At 58.1% G+C, this 16310-nt stretch carries 18 protein-coding genes and 2 pseudogenes; 10 read left to right on the forward strand and 10 right to left on the reverse strand.

All coding sequences use genetic code 11. The features are described 5' to 3' along the window. Window positions 1-586: 586 nt before the first annotated feature. The 8 genes and pseudogenes from DMO26_RS17440 to DMO26_RS17475 all read right to left on the reverse strand — a co-directional run. Window positions 587-1339 carry a DUF6683 family protein gene (locus DMO26_RS17440; protein ID WP_117193440.1) on the reverse strand — a complete coding sequence of 251 codons (753 nt, stop codon included), beginning with the start codon at window positions 1337-1339 and terminating at the stop codon, window positions 587-589. Between the two features lie 97 nt (window positions 1340-1436). Continuing rightward, window positions 1437-1814, reverse strand: coding sequence for a hypothetical protein (locus DMO26_RS17445; RefSeq protein WP_117193441.1), 378 nt, complete (start codon window positions 1812-1814; stop codon window positions 1437-1439). Window positions 1815-1973: 159 nt separating this feature from the next. Continuing rightward, entirely contained in the window at window positions 1974-2333 is a 360-nt protein-coding gene (locus DMO26_RS17450) for a hypothetical protein (RefSeq protein WP_117193442.1), read from the reverse strand. A 7-nt stretch (window positions 2334-2340) separates the two neighbouring features. After that, complete coding sequence (locus DMO26_RS17455) at window positions 2341-3834, reverse strand: HAMP domain-containing sensor histidine kinase (protein WP_117193443.1); 1494 nt, start codon at window positions 3832-3834, stop codon at window positions 2341-2343. Next, entirely contained in the window at window positions 3831-4553 is a 723-nt protein-coding gene (locus tag DMO26_RS17460) for a response regulator (protein ID WP_117193741.1), read from the reverse strand. The genes DMO26_RS17455 and DMO26_RS17460 overlap by 4 nt, the downstream gene beginning before the upstream one ends. Window positions 4554-4742: 189 nt before the next feature. Next, window positions 4743-5009, reverse strand: a complete 267-nt coding sequence (locus tag DMO26_RS17465) for a hypothetical protein (RefSeq protein WP_117193444.1) — start codon at window positions 5007-5009, stop codon at window positions 4743-4745. An 82-nt stretch (window positions 5010-5091) separates the two neighbouring features. Next, entirely contained in the window at window positions 5092-5322 is a 231-nt protein-coding gene (locus DMO26_RS17470) for a hypothetical protein (RefSeq protein WP_117193445.1), read from the reverse strand. A 157-nt stretch (window positions 5323-5479) separates the two neighbouring features. After that, a pseudogene (locus DMO26_RS17475) lies at window positions 5480-6154 on the reverse strand (IS256 family transposase); the annotation flags it as partial. Between the two features lie 33 nt (window positions 6155-6187). Here DMO26_RS17475 and DMO26_RS34165 point away from each other — a divergent pair. From DMO26_RS34165 to soxA, 9 genes and pseudogenes are all read left to right on the forward strand, one after another. Continuing rightward, a pseudogene (locus DMO26_RS34165) lies at window positions 6188-6505 on the forward strand (IS701 family transposase); the annotation flags it as partial. A gap of 383 nt (window positions 6506-6888) precedes the next feature. Further along, window positions 6889-7347: a (2Fe-2S)-binding protein gene (locus DMO26_RS17485; protein ID WP_117193447.1), complete on the forward strand. Its 459-nt coding sequence runs from the start codon at window positions 6889-6891 to the stop codon at window positions 7345-7347. An 11-nt stretch (window positions 7348-7358) separates the two neighbouring features. Continuing rightward, complete coding sequence (locus tag DMO26_RS17490; protein ID WP_117193448.1) at window positions 7359-9539, forward strand: xanthine dehydrogenase family protein molybdopterin-binding subunit; 2181 nt, start codon at window positions 7359-7361, stop codon at window positions 9537-9539. A gap of 102 nt (window positions 9540-9641) precedes the next feature. Further along, complete coding sequence (locus DMO26_RS35100; protein ID WP_404947066.1) at window positions 9642-9893, forward strand: c-type cytochrome; 252 nt, start codon at window positions 9642-9644, stop codon at window positions 9891-9893. Continuing rightward, window positions 9890-11158, forward strand: a complete 1269-nt coding sequence (locus DMO26_RS17500) for an NAD(P)/FAD-dependent oxidoreductase (RefSeq protein ID WP_117193450.1) — start codon at window positions 9890-9892, stop codon at window positions 11156-11158. The genes DMO26_RS35100 and DMO26_RS17500 overlap by 4 nt, the downstream gene beginning before the upstream one ends. Beyond that, window positions 11142-11594, forward strand: a complete 453-nt coding sequence (gene soxX, locus DMO26_RS17505; RefSeq protein ID WP_117193451.1) for a sulfur oxidation c-type cytochrome SoxX — start codon at window positions 11142-11144, stop codon at window positions 11592-11594. Before DMO26_RS17500 ends, soxX begins: the two co-directional genes overlap by 17 nt. Next, window positions 11591-12049, forward strand: a complete 459-nt coding sequence (locus DMO26_RS17510) for a SoxY-related AACIE arm protein (RefSeq protein ID WP_117193452.1) — start codon at window positions 11591-11593, stop codon at window positions 12047-12049. Before soxX ends, DMO26_RS17510 begins: the two co-directional genes overlap by 4 nt. Before the next feature lies 1 nt (window position 12050). Beyond that, window positions 12051-12368, forward strand: coding sequence for a thiosulfate oxidation carrier complex protein SoxZ (soxZ, locus tag DMO26_RS17515; protein ID WP_117193453.1), 318 nt, complete (start codon window positions 12051-12053; stop codon window positions 12366-12368). Beyond that, window positions 12365-13147 carry a sulfur oxidation c-type cytochrome SoxA gene (gene soxA, locus DMO26_RS17520; RefSeq protein WP_319025404.1) on the forward strand — a complete coding sequence of 261 codons (783 nt, stop codon included), beginning with the start codon at window positions 12365-12367 and terminating at the stop codon, window positions 13145-13147. The genes soxZ and soxA overlap by 4 nt, the downstream gene beginning before the upstream one ends. A 69-nt stretch (window positions 13148-13216) precedes the next feature. On the opposite strand, the gene DMO26_RS17525 is transcribed toward soxA, so the two are convergent. Then, window positions 13217-13738 (reverse strand): c-type cytochrome, encoded by a 522-nt coding sequence (locus DMO26_RS17525; RefSeq protein WP_117193454.1) that lies wholly within the window; start codon window positions 13736-13738, stop codon window positions 13217-13219. 291 nt (window positions 13739-14029) lie between these two features. After that, the gene (locus tag DMO26_RS17530) at window positions 14030-14764 is read right to left on the reverse strand and encodes a GntR family transcriptional regulator (protein WP_117193455.1); all 735 of its coding nucleotides are present in this window, start codon (window positions 14762-14764) and stop codon (window positions 14030-14032) included. Between the two features lie 294 nt (window positions 14765-15058). On the opposite strand from DMO26_RS17530, the gene DMO26_RS17535 reads away from it, so the two are divergent. Beyond that, complete coding sequence (locus DMO26_RS17535) at window positions 15059-16291, forward strand: branched-chain amino acid ABC transporter substrate-binding protein (RefSeq protein WP_205421233.1); 1233 nt, start codon at window positions 15059-15061, stop codon at window positions 16289-16291. Window positions 16292-16310: the final 19 nt, after the last annotated feature.

Consider the following 16310-nt stretch of genomic DNA (forward strand, 5'->3'; position numbering starts at 1 on the left):
TGACCCAGGAGGTAATGTTCAGTGCCGAAAACTGGCCGGTCTTTGATCGGAACGGTGGCCGGCTTCAAATCGGAATGGTGGCCGGTCTTTGATCGGAATGGCGGCCGGCTTCACGTCGGAATCCGCACGGATGGATCCCGGTAGGCAGCGATGCCATTGCTTTTGATATTCGAACTCACCTTCCTTGCCGAAGCACCATCCCAACTCGCCAAGCTTGCGGGACGACACCGCGTTTTTCGCATGCCGGTGCGCGGATCATCACCAGATCCGCCGCGACAGAGGCGATTAAGCTCTGCTTGCTGTCGCAGGAGGGCCGCCGCCCTATCGTCCTTACCTTGGGCTGCGGTGCTGCACCGTATTATGCCCGCAAGTCAGAAAACAGCGATGAGGAGCTCATGCGCATGGTTCGGACGGATGCCGGACACCGGATCAGCGCGAATGCCGAATGGACGTTGGATGAGCGCGACCTCATTGCCCTGCAAGACGATCGTCCATCGAATGCTGGTCTCGACCTTTACGTGAAAGGTTCGCTAAACGCTCATGCTGTTGGCCAAGGGCAAATCACCCGACCTGAATTCCGACGGGCTTACCGCGCGGGGACAAATCCCTGCTCTGTCAGGGTCATGGTCGCGAGATCCACATTCATTCCGCGAGCTCCCTGCGATACGGCAGCCGCGATTGCGCGCGAAAGAGCAGCATTGCCCTTGCTCTGCTCCATTGCCGCGGCAATCAGGGCCGCCTGGATCAGCAGGCTTTCGGCCATTTCCTGCTTGGCAGCGTCGCTGGCGCCACGCAGCATGCCCGAAGATGCCATTGCTGCGGCTGCCTGATCCCTGACCGCGATTGCCATTTGTCGGCTAACATCTTCATCGCGTCCTCGTCCGGCTTGCCAGGCGTTTATCCACCACGCTGCGTACGCGTCAGCGACATCGTCGATCCTCAAGCCAACTGCGCCTAGAGGAGCCTTCATCCCCTCGACCACGTCCTGAGAGGAAAACAGTTTGGCAAGATTGTTGGCCCCTTGCGGGTCGCTCAGGCGGCTCTTCGCGACGAAGTTCGCGAAATTCGCGATGCGGCGCTCGTGCGACGGCGTGTAACGAAGATCCGCCGCAGCCGTCGGCGGCGTGGTAGCCGCTTCGCTTCCGGTGTCGGCAGATTCGCCAGGAGAATCGTCGTCCTGCAGGCTGTTGCGTAGTGCCAAGCCCAGCGTATCCGTGCCTGTTATCGCCGGAAGCGTGGTGGACCAGAAGCCGTTGCTCCAACCGGTATCCTGTGCGCTCAGTGAGGCTGGCATGATCGCGGCGGCCAGCACAAACATGCCCGCAAGAGTTCGTCTCATTCCTGCCTCCGATGATGCATGAGCGGGTCAAGTATATAATGCGCTTCCTCAGTTTGAGAACCTGCGAGATTTCAAACTTTCCGGCGAACGGGGTGCGCTATGGCCTGAGCTTGTCGATCATCTCGACATGGTTCAACGGCGAGACGTTCCAGTCTTCACTCCCATAGTCGAATTGGATTTTCAGCTCTGGTCCCGGCTGCGTCAGCTGAACAAGGCAGCGCGTCCAGCGCCTGTCCTCCTCGGCCATGACGTCGCTCAGCGTTTCGGCCTTCTCGATGATCTCGAAATCACCAGGCGTCTCCGCTTCCCAATCGCCATCGACGAGATAGACGAAACCATACATGCGCCGACGCGGTGCAACCTCAATCACCAGCGCCACGCCGGTCCAGTCGCGACCGGCATAGCTGGGATCTGCGGCGATCATTTGGCCGACTTCCATGACCAGGGCATCCGCCCGAACTTTGTCGAATGTCATCCTTCCCTCGCCACTTGCTACGCTGTCCGTCAGACTACCGGAAATCGGTGGAATTCTAACAGTGCTGGAGCGGGGCGCTTCGAGCCATGAAGCGCCTTGGCTGTGGGAGGGCCAGCGGCTCGCGTTTCATCTCAAGTTTCTCGCGGTACATATGCCAGCTCACCGTATGCTCAATGCATCGATCTCTGCTATTTTTGTTCTGGTTTCATTGTCGAACATGGCGGCTTTTCCATCGATTTCCGCCATCAGATGCACGCCCATCTCGGTGATAAAGAACCAGGTGATTTGCGTGCTCGTCGGTGACCTTGCGTCGAGTTCTTCCGGCTTGAGCTGCCGCAACGTTTTTCCGTCATAGAAGAGAGTTGGATCGCCGGCCGTCACTCTTTCGAGCGTCTGCCCGCTCTTGTCGCAGAGGGAGGCGATCAACTTCATGTAGCGAGGCTGAGCGTCTAGCGCGGCTTGAATACGCTCGGCGCGATCCGGAATGGCCGCAGAACGGCGATCGATCTCCTTGCGCAACTCCTCCCTACAACGTCCAATGGGCGGCGACTACCTCTGAACGATGCACGATTGAGGCACGATCGGCTTTGGGTAGGCGCACGCATGCCGTCAAGCCCGGATTACCAGATGAAAGCTCTATATCTCCACCATGGTGTCGGACAATCGCCCGGGCGATCGACATTCCAAGGCCGATACCACCGGTTTGGCGATTGCGTGACTTTTCCATCCGGAAGAAGGGTGAGAACACTTTATCCCGCATGTCTTCTGGAATACCTGGACCTCGATCCTTGATGAGGATGTCGAAGGATATCTCCCGTTCGACGATCGACACGCTGGCGCTTCCACCGTATCTGACTGCATTTTCTACGAGGTTGCGTATGGCGCGGCGCAAGGCCCCAGGACGACAGCGGTAATGCGTTTTCTTTCCTTCGATAAATTCGACTTTGTGGCCGAGGTCTCCGAGGTCATGGCAAAGGCTCTCGACCAGCGCGCACAGATCAATCGTGCGCGTTTCCTCAGTAGATGCCTCGCCCTTGGCAAAAGCGATGGTTGCTTCGGCCATTGTCTGAACCTCATCAATGGTGTCGAGCATCCGCTTTTGAACATCTGAATCGGACACCAATTCCGCGCGTAGCCTCAGTGAGGTCAAAGGTGTTCTAAGATCATGGCCGATCGCTGCAAGCATTCTGACCCTGTCTTCGACGTATCGATGCAGCCGCTGCTGCATCCGATTGAACGATACGGCCGTCAAGCGAATGTCGTCGGGGCCGCTCTCGGCAATGGGTGCGATGTTCTCTCCGCGCCCGAGCGCGTCGGCAGCGGCGGCCAGCTGTCGCATTGGCCGGATAATTCGCTCTGTCGCCAGGATAACAATGACAGACAGGATCACGGCGCTAAGTGCGAAGGAATAGAGCGATGGCGAACGCCACCAGGGCGTTCCTACAGACTTGAAGTAGGCAGTATTGAGCCAAAGTCCGCTCTTGAGCTGAACGGCCATGCCCATTCCAGAACCAATACCGTTCGGCGTCACGAGATCAGCGTATCTGGCAGCTTGATCCAACGGCCAGAGTGTGCCGCCCGCCTGAACCCATTCAGACATCCCGGCGGTGGGGCTGATTTTGGCTTCTGCGCTTCGTGCGATGCCCGTTTGCCTTGAAGCGGAGCCGAGCCCCCATTCGGGAGGCAGGGCTACCGCATTGCGGATCGGGCGGACCAGTTGCGACGTCGCGCTACGTCGCCAGCTAACAAGGTCTGTCGGTGGATCAGTTGTCACCCAAAAACGAGAGGTTGATGTCTCGCTCGCTTGCAACACTTCCTCGCGAAGTTCGGCAGGAATAACCTCCATAAGACGGGTAATCGAACCTGTTCGGGTGAAAAACTCACTTTTGGAAGCTGCCTTCAGGGCCTTGTCCTGCTCATCCCATGAGATGAGAAACGAAAGCACCTGTGAGACAACGAGCGCCAACAGAATGAAGCCGATGAGTTGTCTGGCCAGACTTCGTTTCCACCACGAGATCATGACTTCACCACGCTAGCTGAAAAGCTGTAGCCGCCACCCCAATGGGTCTTGATGATAGACGGGTTTTTCGGGTCGGTCTCGACTTTCTTGCGCAAGCGGCTGACCTGATTGTCGATGCTGCGGTCGAAAGCATCGGCCATTCTTCCGGCAGTGAGATCCAGGAGCTGGTCTCGGCTGAGGACCATTCCGGGGTGATCGAGAAACGCCTTGAGCAACCGGAATTCGACCGTGCTCAAGGCTAGCCCAATACCATCTGTGCCGGTGAGTTCCTGTCGGGCGAAATCGAGGGTCCACTGATTGAAACGAACCGTGTTTCCCTTGATTGCATCGCTGTCTCTCGTCGACGCCCCCTGGCCGCGGCGCAAGACCGCGCGCACCCGCGCAAGCAGTTCGCGAGGATTGAAGGGCTTGACGAGATAATCGTCCGCGCCGATCTCGAGACCGACGATGCGGTCTGTGTCCTCCGACATCGCGGTCAGGAAAATAATCGGGGTGGATATGGATGCACGCAGGTGACGGCATATGCTGATGCCATCCTCACCAGGCATCATGATATCAAGCACGATGAGGTCGATGGCCTCGCGCCCTAGAAGGTCACGCAGCATCTGACCGCTTTCGGCCAGACTAACCCTGTAGCCGTGTCTCGTCAGGTACTGGCCAACCAGATCCCGGATGTCATGATGATCATCCACGACAGCAATATGCGGCGAAGTCTCCATTGCCATTCCTACGACACTCCAATTCCACTGCCCGGCAAGCCAGCGTAGCCGAAGAAATGCGATCAGGATTTCCACGACCGCAATCGAGCTTTCTCTATCAAAAACCGTCCCCCACCAGCCCTCTGCAGGGGGTGCGCAGAGCGACTGCTGGGGACGGTTTGCACGACGAGCGCGTCCGAGGTCAATCATTTAGTTTGGACGCGAGACACCCTCATAATAATCGCCGCTATCGCCGATTTTCCTGTTGTCGCGGGAGGTTTTCGATGCGAGCGCGGTGGCATCCGAGCCGGGAAAATAGAAGGTCCTGCTGTGATCGCCAAGAGTGTTTTGCATAGGCGAGACGGCTTCTATCGGCGACTGGCGCTGAACGCCTTCGTAATATTCGCCTTCGGCAAAGGCTGGAGTGGTCAGGACTGCCGATGCGAGCAGCAGAGTGATACTGGTGATCTTGGTCATTGGGTTTCGATCCTTGTGCTTTTGACGATTGCCCTGAGTTTGCGACCTTGCGGCAATCGAAGTCTTGAATGAACTGCAGGGGTTAGTTGGGCCGGAACATACCTTCATAATAGTCACCGCTGTCGAAGATGCGGCGATCGTCGCGGCTGGTGCGAGAGCCAAAAGGCGTTTGCTCGGAGCTGCTGTAGCTGTCGCTTTCGACGCTGGTGCTATTCGTCTGGGTCCGATCCAGCCGCTCCTTGCCGTCTTCCGCAAGCGTTACGCCGGTGAAAGATAGACCTGCGATAAGCGCGATGATGAGATGCTTGAACATGTGGTTCCTTTCTCGTTAGCTGTACCTCTCGGGTACGAGAAAGGGATAACCCGCATTTGTCGCACAGCTATGCCGGCCTGCACTAAAATTGTATCAAAGTGTCGCGGGCGCTAGGATCAGGGAGTGTCAGGAATTCTGTGCCGGGGGCCGGCTTTCATCAGTTGAAGAACCGCTCGCCGAAGATGACGGCGAACTGTGTCTTTGCCTCGACCCATTCCCGCGGCGCGCGCTTCCATTGCTCGGCCGCATTGTTGAGAACCAAATATAACAGCTTCATCGCGTTCGGCGGGAAATCGCGGATCCGTCCACGATTGCTTTCCCGCCTTACCGTCACCAGGGAAATGCCCACGCGACCGCACAGCCCGGCGAAGCTTCGAGTTCAAGGCCTCTATGGCGTTGGGGTAGTATAAATGATGCGGCGAACACCCTCTGGGAAGGCGAAGAAGGGAACGACATGCTCCCAGTTGCGCCGCCAGCTGTGAGAGATGGCAGGGTACTCTGGCCCCAGTATCCGGTCTCGAAGGCCTCCAGCGCCTTCAGGCCCGCCTCGGCATCTCGGGCACGGTAGATGGCTCTCAACGCCGGCACGACCGGCTTGCGATCCTTGTAGGAAACGAACTCCAGGGAGTGCCGGATCAAATGAACAATACAAGTTTGGACGACCGTTTTGGGGAAAGACGGCGGTGATGGCTTCGGGAAAGCCCTTCAAGCCATCGACCACGGCGATCAGGATATCCTGGCAGCCACGGCTTTTCAGCTCGTTCATCACCCGAAGCCAGAACTTTGCCCCTTCAGTCTGCTCGATCCAGAGGCCGAGGATTGCGAACTCGCCGATCTGGATGCCGATGAACAATGAGACGAAATCGGGGCTTGGAGCCGTGGCCTCCTGATCCAACGCAATATCAGCGATGGCGATCTCGCATTCTTCACCACATAGTGCCCTGCCGGGACAGACGTCCAGACGCTCGTTTCCGTCGAAGGCCATCACTGGGCGATCGAAGACAGCTTCGAGACCGCCAAGAACGAGCTCGGACTCGATCACAACGAAACCCGGTCATGGCATGGCTGGCATCGCCACGTCTTCCTCGTCATGCTTGCCTTCGCCATGATGGCGCTGATCCGGTACCACGCCAATGACGCGACGCCCCCAAAGAGACCGCGGATGCCGACCATCAGGACTTGACCCGCTGGTCTCTCCAGGAAGTTCTGCGCATCGCTTTCAGACTCGCTCAGCGTCGCATAAACCCGCCTACGTCACCGCATGGTAGCGCTGGAGACGCGCTCATCAGGCGGCCGCTCGACGAGCTCATCCCAGACTAAAATGCAACTGTAATACTAGAATGGCTGAGTGACCGCATTACGTCGCAAGAACGCTTTACCCACCTTTCCTACTTTGCGCGGCAGGCGGTCCTGGCCCTCTTCCTCCGTCTGCCGCGATACACTTTTATACAAATTGGCACGCTTCTGGCACATCTGTGCGACAAATCTCATGTAGGTCTTTCCGGCGATTATTCTGCCGGCAAAACAACGTGGCGCGGCGAAACAATTCAACCGGGGAGAAGAAGCATGACTCGGCTTTCCATAAACGATGTAGTCTACGACTTGGATGTCGAGCCTGAGACGCCGCTACTTTGGGTGATCCGCGAACAGGTTGGGTTGACCGGTACCAAATACGGGTGTGGTGTTGCGCAATGCGGCGCTTGTACCGTTCATATAGACGGCGTCGCAACGCGCTCCTGTGCCATTCCAGTCTCTACGGTGACGGAGCAGCAGAAGATCGTCACAATCGAAGGGCTTTCGCCTGATCTGGCGCACCCAGTACAAAAGGCATGGCTGGAACTCGACGTGCCGCAATGCGGTTACTGTCAATCCGGCCAGATTATGGCCGCGACAGCCTTGTTGAATGCCAATCCCAGACCAACCGAGCAGCAGATCCGTGAAGAGATGACCAACATCTGTCGCTGCGGCACCTACAATCGGATCAAGGCAGCGATCCAGCTGGCTTCCAACACGATGGCCGGTTGAGGGAGGACGCCATGACCACGCTTACTGTTCCTCGCCGTGGCTTCCTTGCCGGCGGCGCCGCGGCCGCGGCGGGCCTGACACTTGGCTTTCACCTACCCTTTGGCGGTGACGCTTCTGCACAGTCTGTCACACCTGAAGTCAACGCCTGGGTGGTTATCAAGCCCGACGACACCGTGGTCGTGCGCATCGCACGCGCCGAAATGGGCCAGGGTACGTTGACTGGTCTTGCGCAACTCGTTGCCGAAGAACTCGAGTGTGACTGGAACAAGGTGACCTGGGAGTATCCTACTCCAGGCGAGAATGTCAGACGCGGCCGAGTTTGGCAGAATTTTGGCACCGCCGGTAGTCAGGGCATACGCCAGTCCAACGACTACGTACGCAAGGGCGGCGCGGCGGCGCGTATGATGCTGGTTCAGGCCGCGGCTAATGAATGGAAGGTGCCGGTCGGCGAATGCACAGTCGCCAAGGGCGTCATCACCCATGCGGTCACGGGCCGCTCGACCAGTTATGGCAAGGTTGCAGCGGCGGCTTCCTTATTGACGCCGCCCCCGACCGACAGCATCACGTTGAAAGATCCTAAGACCTGGACGATCGCCGGGCAGCCATTAAAGCGTCTGGACACGCCGGAGAAATTGAACGGCCGCCAAATCTACAGCATCGATGTGAAGTTGCCGGGCATGCTAAATGCTGCGTTGAAAATCTGTCCGGTGTTCGGCGGCAAGATCAAGAACTTCGATGTCACCCAAATCGAGAACATGCCTGGCTTCAAAAAAGCCGTAAGGGTGGGCGATACCGGCGTGGCTGTGATCGCCGACACCTGGTGGCGTGCCAAGACGGCGCTCGACGCGCTGCCGATCGAATGGGATGAGGGACCGAACAGCAAGGTGCAGCAAGCGGACATTCTTGCGGCACAAACCGAGGGCCTGACGGCCAGCGAGGCTATACTCGGCAGCAAAAATGGCGACGCGCACGCGGCCCTCGCAAGTGCGCGGCGTACCGTCGAAGCTGTCTATGCTGTACCGCACCAACACCACGTTACTATGGAGCCGATGAACGCGACAGCGCTCTGGACGCCCCAAAAATGTGAGGTTTGGACGGCCACTCAAAACGCTGAGGCAGCTCTCGCAACCGCTACGGAGGTTTCTGGCCTGCCTATCGACAAGAACGAGGTCTATCGGCTGCATTTAGGCGGCGGATTTGGCCGACGTTCATCAAGCCAGGATTTCGTGCGTTACGCGATATTGATCGCAAAAGAGATGCCCGGCACACCGGTCAAGACCATATGGTCGCGCGAAGAAGACATGACCCACGGCTGGTATCATCCCGCCACGCAATGCCGCTTGATCGCGGGATTCGACGACCAGGACAATCTCAACGCGTTGCACATGAGGATCTCCGGTCAATCCATCCTGGCAACCATCAGTCCAGCCCGTCTCCAAAATGGCCGCGATGCAGCTACATTCCAGGGTCTCAACCCGGAAGGACCGGAAAGCCAGTTGGGGTACACTGTTCCGAACCTGCTGATCGAGCATGCGATGCGAAACTCGCACGTACCCGCAGGTTTCTGGCGCGGCGTTAACAATAACCAGAATGCCATCTATCTGGAATGCTTCCTGGATGAACTCGCACATTCGGCGAAACAGGATCCGTTGGAATTTCGCCGCAAACTGATGGCGAACCATCCTAAACATCGCGCGGTGCTCGATGCCGTTGCAGAAAAGGTCGGTTGGGGTACGCCTCCACCTGCCGGGGTCTATCGCGGCCTCGCACAGCAGATGGGCTTTGGCAGTTACGTCGCGGCCTGCGCCGAAGTCTCGGTGAGTGACGCCGGAATTTTGAAGATTCATCGCATTGTCGCGGCAACGGATTGCGGTCATGCCGTCAACCCGCAGCAGATCGCTGCGCAAGTGGAAGGCTCATTCGTCTACGGCCTCACCGCAGCGCTCTATGGAGAGATCACCATCGCCAATGGCCGCGTTGAGCAGGAGAATTTCGACACCTATCAGATGCTGCGTATGGATGAGATGTTCGACGTCGAAACAATAATCATGCCATCAGGCGGCTTTTGGGGCGGTGTGGGTGAGCCGACGATTTTTGTCGCGGCGCCAGCGGTGCTGAACGCCGTCTTTGCTGCAACCGGTATAAGGGTGCGGCAGGTTCCGCTATCGAAAACCAGCTTAAAGAAGGCGTAAGCGCTCCAACCCGTCGCAAAGTGAGTGGCATCGATGAAGTGGGTGCGGCGCATGAGGGAAGTTTGGATCTCAACAGCTCTTCTGGTGGCGTCATCTCCTGCTATGGGGCAGCCGGCGGTTAGCCCGCCGGCGGCGCCTCCGGGCGCATCATCCTGCTCGGGTTGTCATGCGCGGTCAGCCAACGGCCATTCCATCCCTTCGTTACAGGGTCTTTCTGCGCCCGATATCCTTGGTGCTCTGCAAGCTTTCCGCAATGGCGAACGCGAAGCAACGGTCATGGGGCGTATTGCCAAGGGATTTACCGATGGCGAGATGCGGGCAATTGCGGAATGGCTGGCAAGGGGAGACGAATGACACGAGCTTCCTTCAGTCGTCGTGCGGTGCTTCGGACGGGCGTGGTCCTCAGCGCGGCCGCGGCGCTGGCGCGGCCCGCGATTGCGCAGTCGGCTGGCCACGTCGTGGTAATCGGCGGCGGCTTCGCGGGGGCAACCTGCGCACGCGAACTTAACCGCGGTGGCCTCAACGTGACACTGGTGGAGCCAGCGGCAACCTATACGGCGTGCCCGTTCAGCAACGGAGTCCTTGCCGGCTTGCGACCGCTGTCGCGGCAGCAGTTCACCTATGACGCACTCAAGAAGGAGGGTTTGGCGGTTGTCGCGCAGCGTGCCACAAGGATTGACGGGCAGGAGAGGCGCGTCTCGCTCTCGGATGGTACAACGCTAGGGTATGACCGCCTCGTGCTAGCGCCCGGAATCGACCTGCGGTACGACGCACTGCCAGGCTATACGGAAGACGTCGCACAGATCATGCCGCACGCTTGGAAAGCAGGTGAGCAGACTTCGCTGCTGCGCGGCCAGCTCGAAGCGATGCCGGATGGCGGAACGGTGATAATCTCCGTGCCGGCAAATCCCTACCGGTGTCCGCCAGGCCCATACGAGCGAGCGAGCCTGGTTGCCTATTATCTCAAAATCCAAAAGCCGCGCGCAAAGCTTATCGTCCTTGATGCCAAAGACAGCTTCTCAAAGCAGGGACTGTTTCAGGGGGCGTGGAAGGCGCTTTATCCAAACCTCGAGTGGGTTTCGATGTCATCGGGGGGGAAGGTCATCGAGGTTGATGTGAGGCAGAGGATGCTGGTCACCGAGTTCGGCCGCCACAAGGCAGATGTTGCCAATGTCATTCCGCCGCAGCATGCGGGTGAGGTCGCCGTTCTTGCCGGCACTGCCGACCGCACCGGTTGGTGTCCGATCGATCCGGTCACCTTCGAATCGCGACAGCAGCCGGGCATTCATATCATTGGTGATGCCTGCATCGCTGGTAGCATGCCAAAATCGGCGTTCTCAGCAAATGCGCAAGCGAAAGTCTGTGCTGCAGCGATCATAAATCTGCTCAGGGGCCAGGCACCGCAGACGCCGAAATTGATCAATACCTGCTACAGTCTGGTTGCACCCGATTATGGCATAACGGTCGCGGGTGTCTATCAGCCCGTCAACGGCGTATTGACTGACGTGGAAGGGGCAGGGGGTGTCAGCCCCGCAGATGGCTCAGCCTCCCTTCGCTCCTTGGAAGCCTCATACGCCGATGCCTGGTTCAGAACTATTACGGATGAAGTCTTTGGCTAGATCGCTGTTCCTGATCGCCGCCCTCCTCGTCGCCTCGCCCGCGATAGCGCAGCTGCGCGCTTTCATTGTCGTCGGCGACGCCATTCCTCAATCGTTGACAGGAAAAGCCGGCGATGCCGCGCGCGGCCGCACCGTTGTTACCGACCGCCAGAAGGGGCTTTGCCTGCTGTGCCATACAGGGCCGTTCCCGGAACAGCGGTTTCAGGGCGATCTCGCGCCCGATCTTCGCGGCGCCGGCAGCCGGTGGGATGAGGGGCAGTTGCGATTGCGTCTGGTGGACAGCAGCAAAGTCAATCCGTCGACTATCATGCCGGCCTATTATCGTGTCGACGGTCTGAACCGCGTCGCAGGCTCTTGGCAGAATAGGCCTGTGCTGTCCGCTGACGAAGTTGAGGATGTTGTAGCCTTCCTGATGACGTTGAGGGATCCGCCATGACGGGGAGATCATTTCAGCCAAAACTCTCCCGCCGCGCTGTGCTGACGGGCTGCCTTGCACTGATCGCCGCGCGGCCGGCGCGTGCCACGACGGAGGCGATGCGCGATGCCATCCGCCATTTTACCGGCAGTGCCGAGATCAAGGCGGGCCGCGTGAAGATGGACATTCCGCCACTCGTAGAGAACGGCAATTCCGTGCCGCTTGCGATCACCGTCGAAAGCCCAATGGAAAAAGACGACTTCGTCCAGGCGATTGCGGTGTTTAACGAGAAGAACCCCCAGCCGAACATCGGCATATTCCATCTGAGTTCTCGTTCCGGCCGTGCGTTCGTATCAACCCGCATCCGGCTCGGAGATTCCCAAAACATCACAGCGATAGCGCAAATGAGCGATGGCAGTTTTTGGTCCGGCTCGGTTGAGTTGATCGTAACCCTTCCGGCGTGTGCGGAGAATTGACATGGCTCGTATCTTGATCAACCTGCCGAAGGCGAAGCGGGGTGAGATCGTCGAGATCAGGACACTGATTCAGCATCCCATGGAAACGGGCTATCGCCCAAAAGGGGATGGCACGTCATTCCCGCGCGACATCATCAGGAATTTCGTCTGCGAGCTAGATCAGATTGAGATTTTTCGTGCTGATCTTTTTCCGGCAATTGCAGCAAATCCATTCATCGCGTTTACGGTCAAGGCAGAAGAAGGTGGCACCATGACCTTCTCCTGGATCGATGACCTCGGCATGTCACAAACTGAAACCGTCGATTTCATCGTCGAATGATGTCCACCGTCTTCTTCAACTCCATGCTGCTATGGGCGATGGCGGTTTCTACCCTCATCGCAGCGGCCCAGACAACAGACCTCCGACGGTCCGGCTTTGAAGACATGAGCAGGGAGTCGCAGGCGATGCAACGCGACGATACATCTAATCCTGGCATGTTTGCTGTCTTGGAGGGACAAGAATTATGGAGGGCGAAAGTCGGCAGCTCAAGGGCGTCTTGTGCGGATTGCCACCAAAATGCCGAGGTCAGCATGAGAGGCGTGGCCGCGCGCTATCCGTCCTTCAGCACAGCTCGAAATGCGCCGATCGATCTGCAGGGACAGATCAATCTTTGCCGGGAGACCCGTCAGAAGGCGCCGCCGCTTCCGCTTGAAAGTTCGGAACTGCTCGCGCTCGCGGCCTATGTTTCCATACAGTCGCGAGGTATACCCATTACGCAGCCGGACGATGTGCGACTGGAGCCGTCGCGAAGACAAGGCGAGGCGCTCTACTACCTGCGACAGGGACAGCTCAATTTCTCCTGCGCTAACTGTCATGACGATCATGCAGGGCAGCGCCTAGCGGGCTCGCTGATTCCGCAGGGGCATCCGACTGGTTATCCGCTCTATAGATTGGAGTGGCAGCGTATCGGATCGTTGCAACGACGGCTGCGCGGATGCCTTATCGGGATCCGCGCAGAGCCCTACGCCTATGGCGCCGAAGAATATATCGCGCTGGAGTTGTTCCTGATGTCCCGGGCGCGAGGGATGGCCATCGAGACACCCGCGATTAGACCATAGCCGACCAAACAAAGCGTGCTGTCGACACGATAGCCCGTGGTCAGGATAACAATCGCCACACAATAAGGGCTACTGTCTTTTGCCCGACGCCTCGAATTGCTTGAGATAGGCTATCAGGTCTGTGACCTGGTCCGGGTTCTTGATCCCCGCATAGATCATTTTGGTGCCAGGAATTTTGATCCTTGGGTTGGTTACAAATTCACGAAAGCTTTCGTCGGTCCAGACGATGCCGGCGTTTTTATTTGCAGCCGAATAGGCGTAGCCTTCCACCGTACCACTGGTGCGTCCGAAAAGCCCGTTGAGATGGGGGCCCGTCACGTTGCGGGCGGTCTCCCCGACTTGATGACAGCCTCGACACTGGACGAATACTCGCTCACCGGCCTCGGCATTCTGCGCTCGTGTGGTCTCCGATTGTAAAACGAGCGCGCAGAGCGAAACGGCCGCCAACCGCCAAATCCTTTCGCCTATCGCGAAAACTGCTCTACGAAACGAAGTGTTCGGCGACAGTCCATTAAATGGATGTGCGGATTGAGCCTCGAAACGCTGGATAACCGCTGGAACTGAGTTCTCATTCTTTTTTTGCGCTGCCATGTCTGCTCTCTCATTATAAGTCGGGCCATTTGGCGGACGTGTCGCGATGAGTTTCCCGTTCCAGCCAATTTGGGGATGGTACAATGGGATTGTCGCAGAATTGTCCCATCACATGGGGAACTTGTCACAAAATGTAATAAGGTCATGGTTCCCCCGCAGACTGCAACGGAGCCACCGACTAGAGCGTAGGGCAGATTTTGTGAATCCTCCGATTCCATCGGCTTCGAATTTATGATTTCACATCTTGAGCTCCCGCTTCCGTTGCTACTCGCAGCGAGAGGGCGAAGCGCCTCAGACGCTCGGCCTGTCTTCCTGGCCTGAAGTGAGTTTGTAAAAGCGTCTGATCGACAGATGCGAAGAACGAATGTCAAGATTGATCGCCCGCCGCGCAGCAGCGCGGTCTCGCCGCGCGACTGCGTCGATGACGTCGCTGTGGATGCGAACGCCATTGTCGAAAATCCGCCCGAAAAGCGCCTCGTCCCTGCGGGCCGACGCGACGATTGGTCCAGTGCGGAGCCAAAGGGTAGAGATGATGTCGAGCAGCTGCGGATAGCCGCCCGCACGGTAGAGCTCGAAATGAAAGGCCTGGTTGCCGCCAAGCGCCGCATCGAGATCCCGGACCTCCAGCGCCTCTGCGATAGCCTGGTTATGGCGCCTTAGAGCATCGATGAGAACGGAGTTCTTCGGTGCGCTGGCCGCACGTTCGGCCGCGTAGCCTTCGAGCTGCATGCGGACCCGAATGTAATTCTCATGATCCGATGCAACGTATGGGGCAATACGAAGCATCCGCGGTCCCGATTGTTCAATCGCGCGTTCCGCGATCAAGCGCGCCACCGCCTCACGTACCGGCATCGCGCTGGTGCCAAGCACCTCCGCCAGGCCGCGGATCGATATTTGTTCGCCGGGAAGGAACTCACCTTTCAGAAGGCCAAGTCTGAGGCTTTGGTAGACGCGCTCCTGAACAGTTGTCACATCGACCGGCGTAAGCGCGCGCTGGCTCTTGTACTTGGCTTCAACAGTATTCACGTGCTCGGGGCCTCGTTGGGCTGCGTCAAAGGGATGGCTAATGTCCGCCCGGAATCAAAAAGATGATCTGGTGTTGGGGTCACACCTCCAAGCGCTTTTATGTCCTATTCAGCCCCTAGGCAACCAGCGGCCTGAAGCTGAGGTGATATTGGATGTGTGATCACATATCTAATATCTTTACAGCCAGCTCGTGTTATGTTTAGATCCCCATCGTGCCCAGGAGGGCTTTCCGGAAGAGCAGCTCGACCGGTGGCAGTGGCACGCACACAGACATCATCTGGGAGGAGACCGAATATGAGACGTATTGTCATCATCGCGGCCATGTCCGCGACGGCCTTGAGCACGACCGCGCTTCACGCTGAGCCCCTGAAGATCGGGATCATCGAAAGCCTGTCGGGTGCACAGACGTCGACGGGCCGCCTTTACGCGAACGCCGTCAAATACGGTGTCGAGCGTATCAACGAGGCCGGCGGGTTCAATGGCGAGCCAGTTGTCGTCACCGAATACGACAATGCCGGTGGTGCTCCGGATGCCGCCGACAAGTTCCGGAAGGCGGTGGCCGACGGCGTCGACATCATCTTCCAGGGCGCATCCTCGGCGATCGCCGGCCAGCTCACCGAGGATGTTCGCAAACACAACATCCGCAATCCTGGCAAAGAGGTGATTTTCATCAACCTTGGCGGCGACGCGATGGAGCTCACAGGCCAAAAGTGCCAATTCTATCATTTCCGCTACACGGCAACCGCACCGATGCGGGTGAATGCGATGGTCAGCGCGATGAAAGAAGCGGGCGATCTGGGCACAAAGGTCTACTCGATCAACCAGAACTATTCCTGGGGACAGGACATGCAGGCCGCCGTCGCTGCAGGCGCGCAAGCTGGCGGCTATAAGGTCGTAGACGAAGTGCTGCACGACGTGAACAAGATCCAGGACTTCGCGCCCTTTGTCGCGCGGATCAAGTCGGCTGCGCCCGATACCGTTTTCACCGGCAATTGGTCGAACGACCTGCTCCTGCTGATGAAGGCGGTGGGTGATGCGGGCCTCGATGTGACTTTTGCTACCGCCTTCCTCGATCAGCCCGGCAACATCGCCAATGCCGGCAAAACAGCGCTAGGCCACTACATCGCCAATAACTACGACAATGCCGCCACCGACGGCAAATTCGCGGAGACCTATAAGAAGGCGACGGGTCACTATCCGATCTTCGTCGAGGGGCATTCCGCTTTTGCCCTCGGCGCGCTGCAACAGGCGCTGAGTAAGGTCAATTTTGGCGGCGGCGACATTAATGTAACCAAAATCGCGCTGGCGCTTGAGAATACGACCTACGAAACGCCTCTTGGACCGATTTCAGTCCGCAAGGAAGATCACCAGACGATCCGGCCGGTGGTGGTTTCGAAAGTCGTCAAGAATCCGAAATATCCGGCCGACGGAACCGACATGGGCTTCGAGACCGTCAAGATCATTGCCGGCGACAAGGCAATCTACCCTGTGCAGGATAGCTGCCGGATGGAGCGCCCCAAGGAGTGAGCTTGGCGTGCCTGGGCTC

The sequence above is a fragment of the Rhizobium terrae genome (assembly GCF_003425685.1).
GTDB classification, from domain to species: Bacteria; Pseudomonadota; Alphaproteobacteria; order Rhizobiales; family Rhizobiaceae; genus Neorhizobium; species Neorhizobium terrae.

Excerpts from the sequence above, each read along its gene's own strand:
- DMO26_RS17455 (WP_117193443.1), bottom strand. The coding sequence starts at position 3,834 with ATGATCTCGTGGTGGAAACGAAGTCTGGCCAGACAACTCATCGGCTTC.
- DMO26_RS17500 (WP_117193450.1), top strand. The coding sequence starts at position 9,890 with ATGACACGAGCTTCCTTCAGTCGTCGTGCGGTGCTTCGGACGGGCGTG.
- DMO26_RS17490 (WP_117193448.1), top strand. The coding sequence starts at position 7,359 with ATGACCACGCTTACTGTTCCTCGCCGTGGCTTCCTTGCCGGCGGCGCC.
- DMO26_RS17460 (WP_117193741.1), bottom strand. The coding sequence starts at position 4,553 with ATGGAGACTTCGCCGCATATTGCTGTCGTGGATGATCATCATGACATC.
- DMO26_RS17445 (WP_117193441.1), bottom strand. The coding sequence starts at position 1,814 with ATGACATTCGACAAAGTTCGGGCGGATGCCCTGGTCATGGAAGTCGGC.
- DMO26_RS17525 (WP_117193454.1), bottom strand. The coding sequence starts at position 13,738 with ATGGCAGCGCAAAAAAAGAATGAGAACTCAGTTCCAGCGGTTATCCAG.
- DMO26_RS17440 (WP_117193440.1), bottom strand. The coding sequence starts at position 1,339 with ATGAGACGAACTCTTGCGGGCATGTTTGTGCTGGCCGCCGCGATCATG.
- DMO26_RS17470 (WP_117193445.1), bottom strand. The coding sequence starts at position 5,322 with ATGTTCAAGCATCTCATCATCGCGCTTATCGCAGGTCTATCTTTCACC.
- soxZ (WP_117193453.1), top strand. The coding sequence starts at position 12,051 with ATGGCTCGTATCTTGATCAACCTGCCGAAGGCGAAGCGGGGTGAGATC.
- DMO26_RS17535 (WP_205421233.1), top strand. The coding sequence starts at position 15,059 with ATGAGACGTATTGTCATCATCGCGGCCATGTCCGCGACGGCCTTGAGC.
- DMO26_RS17485 (WP_117193447.1), top strand. The coding sequence starts at position 6,889 with ATGACTCGGCTTTCCATAAACGATGTAGTCTACGACTTGGATGTCGAG.
- DMO26_RS35100 (WP_404947066.1), top strand. The coding sequence starts at position 9,642 with ATGGGGCAGCCGGCGGTTAGCCCGCCGGCGGCGCCTCCGGGCGCATCA.
- soxX (WP_117193451.1), top strand. The coding sequence starts at position 11,142 with ATGAAGTCTTTGGCTAGATCGCTGTTCCTGATCGCCGCCCTCCTCGTC.
- DMO26_RS17510 (WP_117193452.1), top strand. The coding sequence starts at position 11,591 with ATGACGGGGAGATCATTTCAGCCAAAACTCTCCCGCCGCGCTGTGCTG.
- DMO26_RS17465 (WP_117193444.1), bottom strand. The coding sequence starts at position 5,009 with ATGACCAAGATCACCAGTATCACTCTGCTGCTCGCATCGGCAGTCCTG.
- soxA (WP_319025404.1), top strand. The coding sequence starts at position 12,365 with ATGATGTCCACCGTCTTCTTCAACTCCATGCTGCTATGGGCGATGGCG.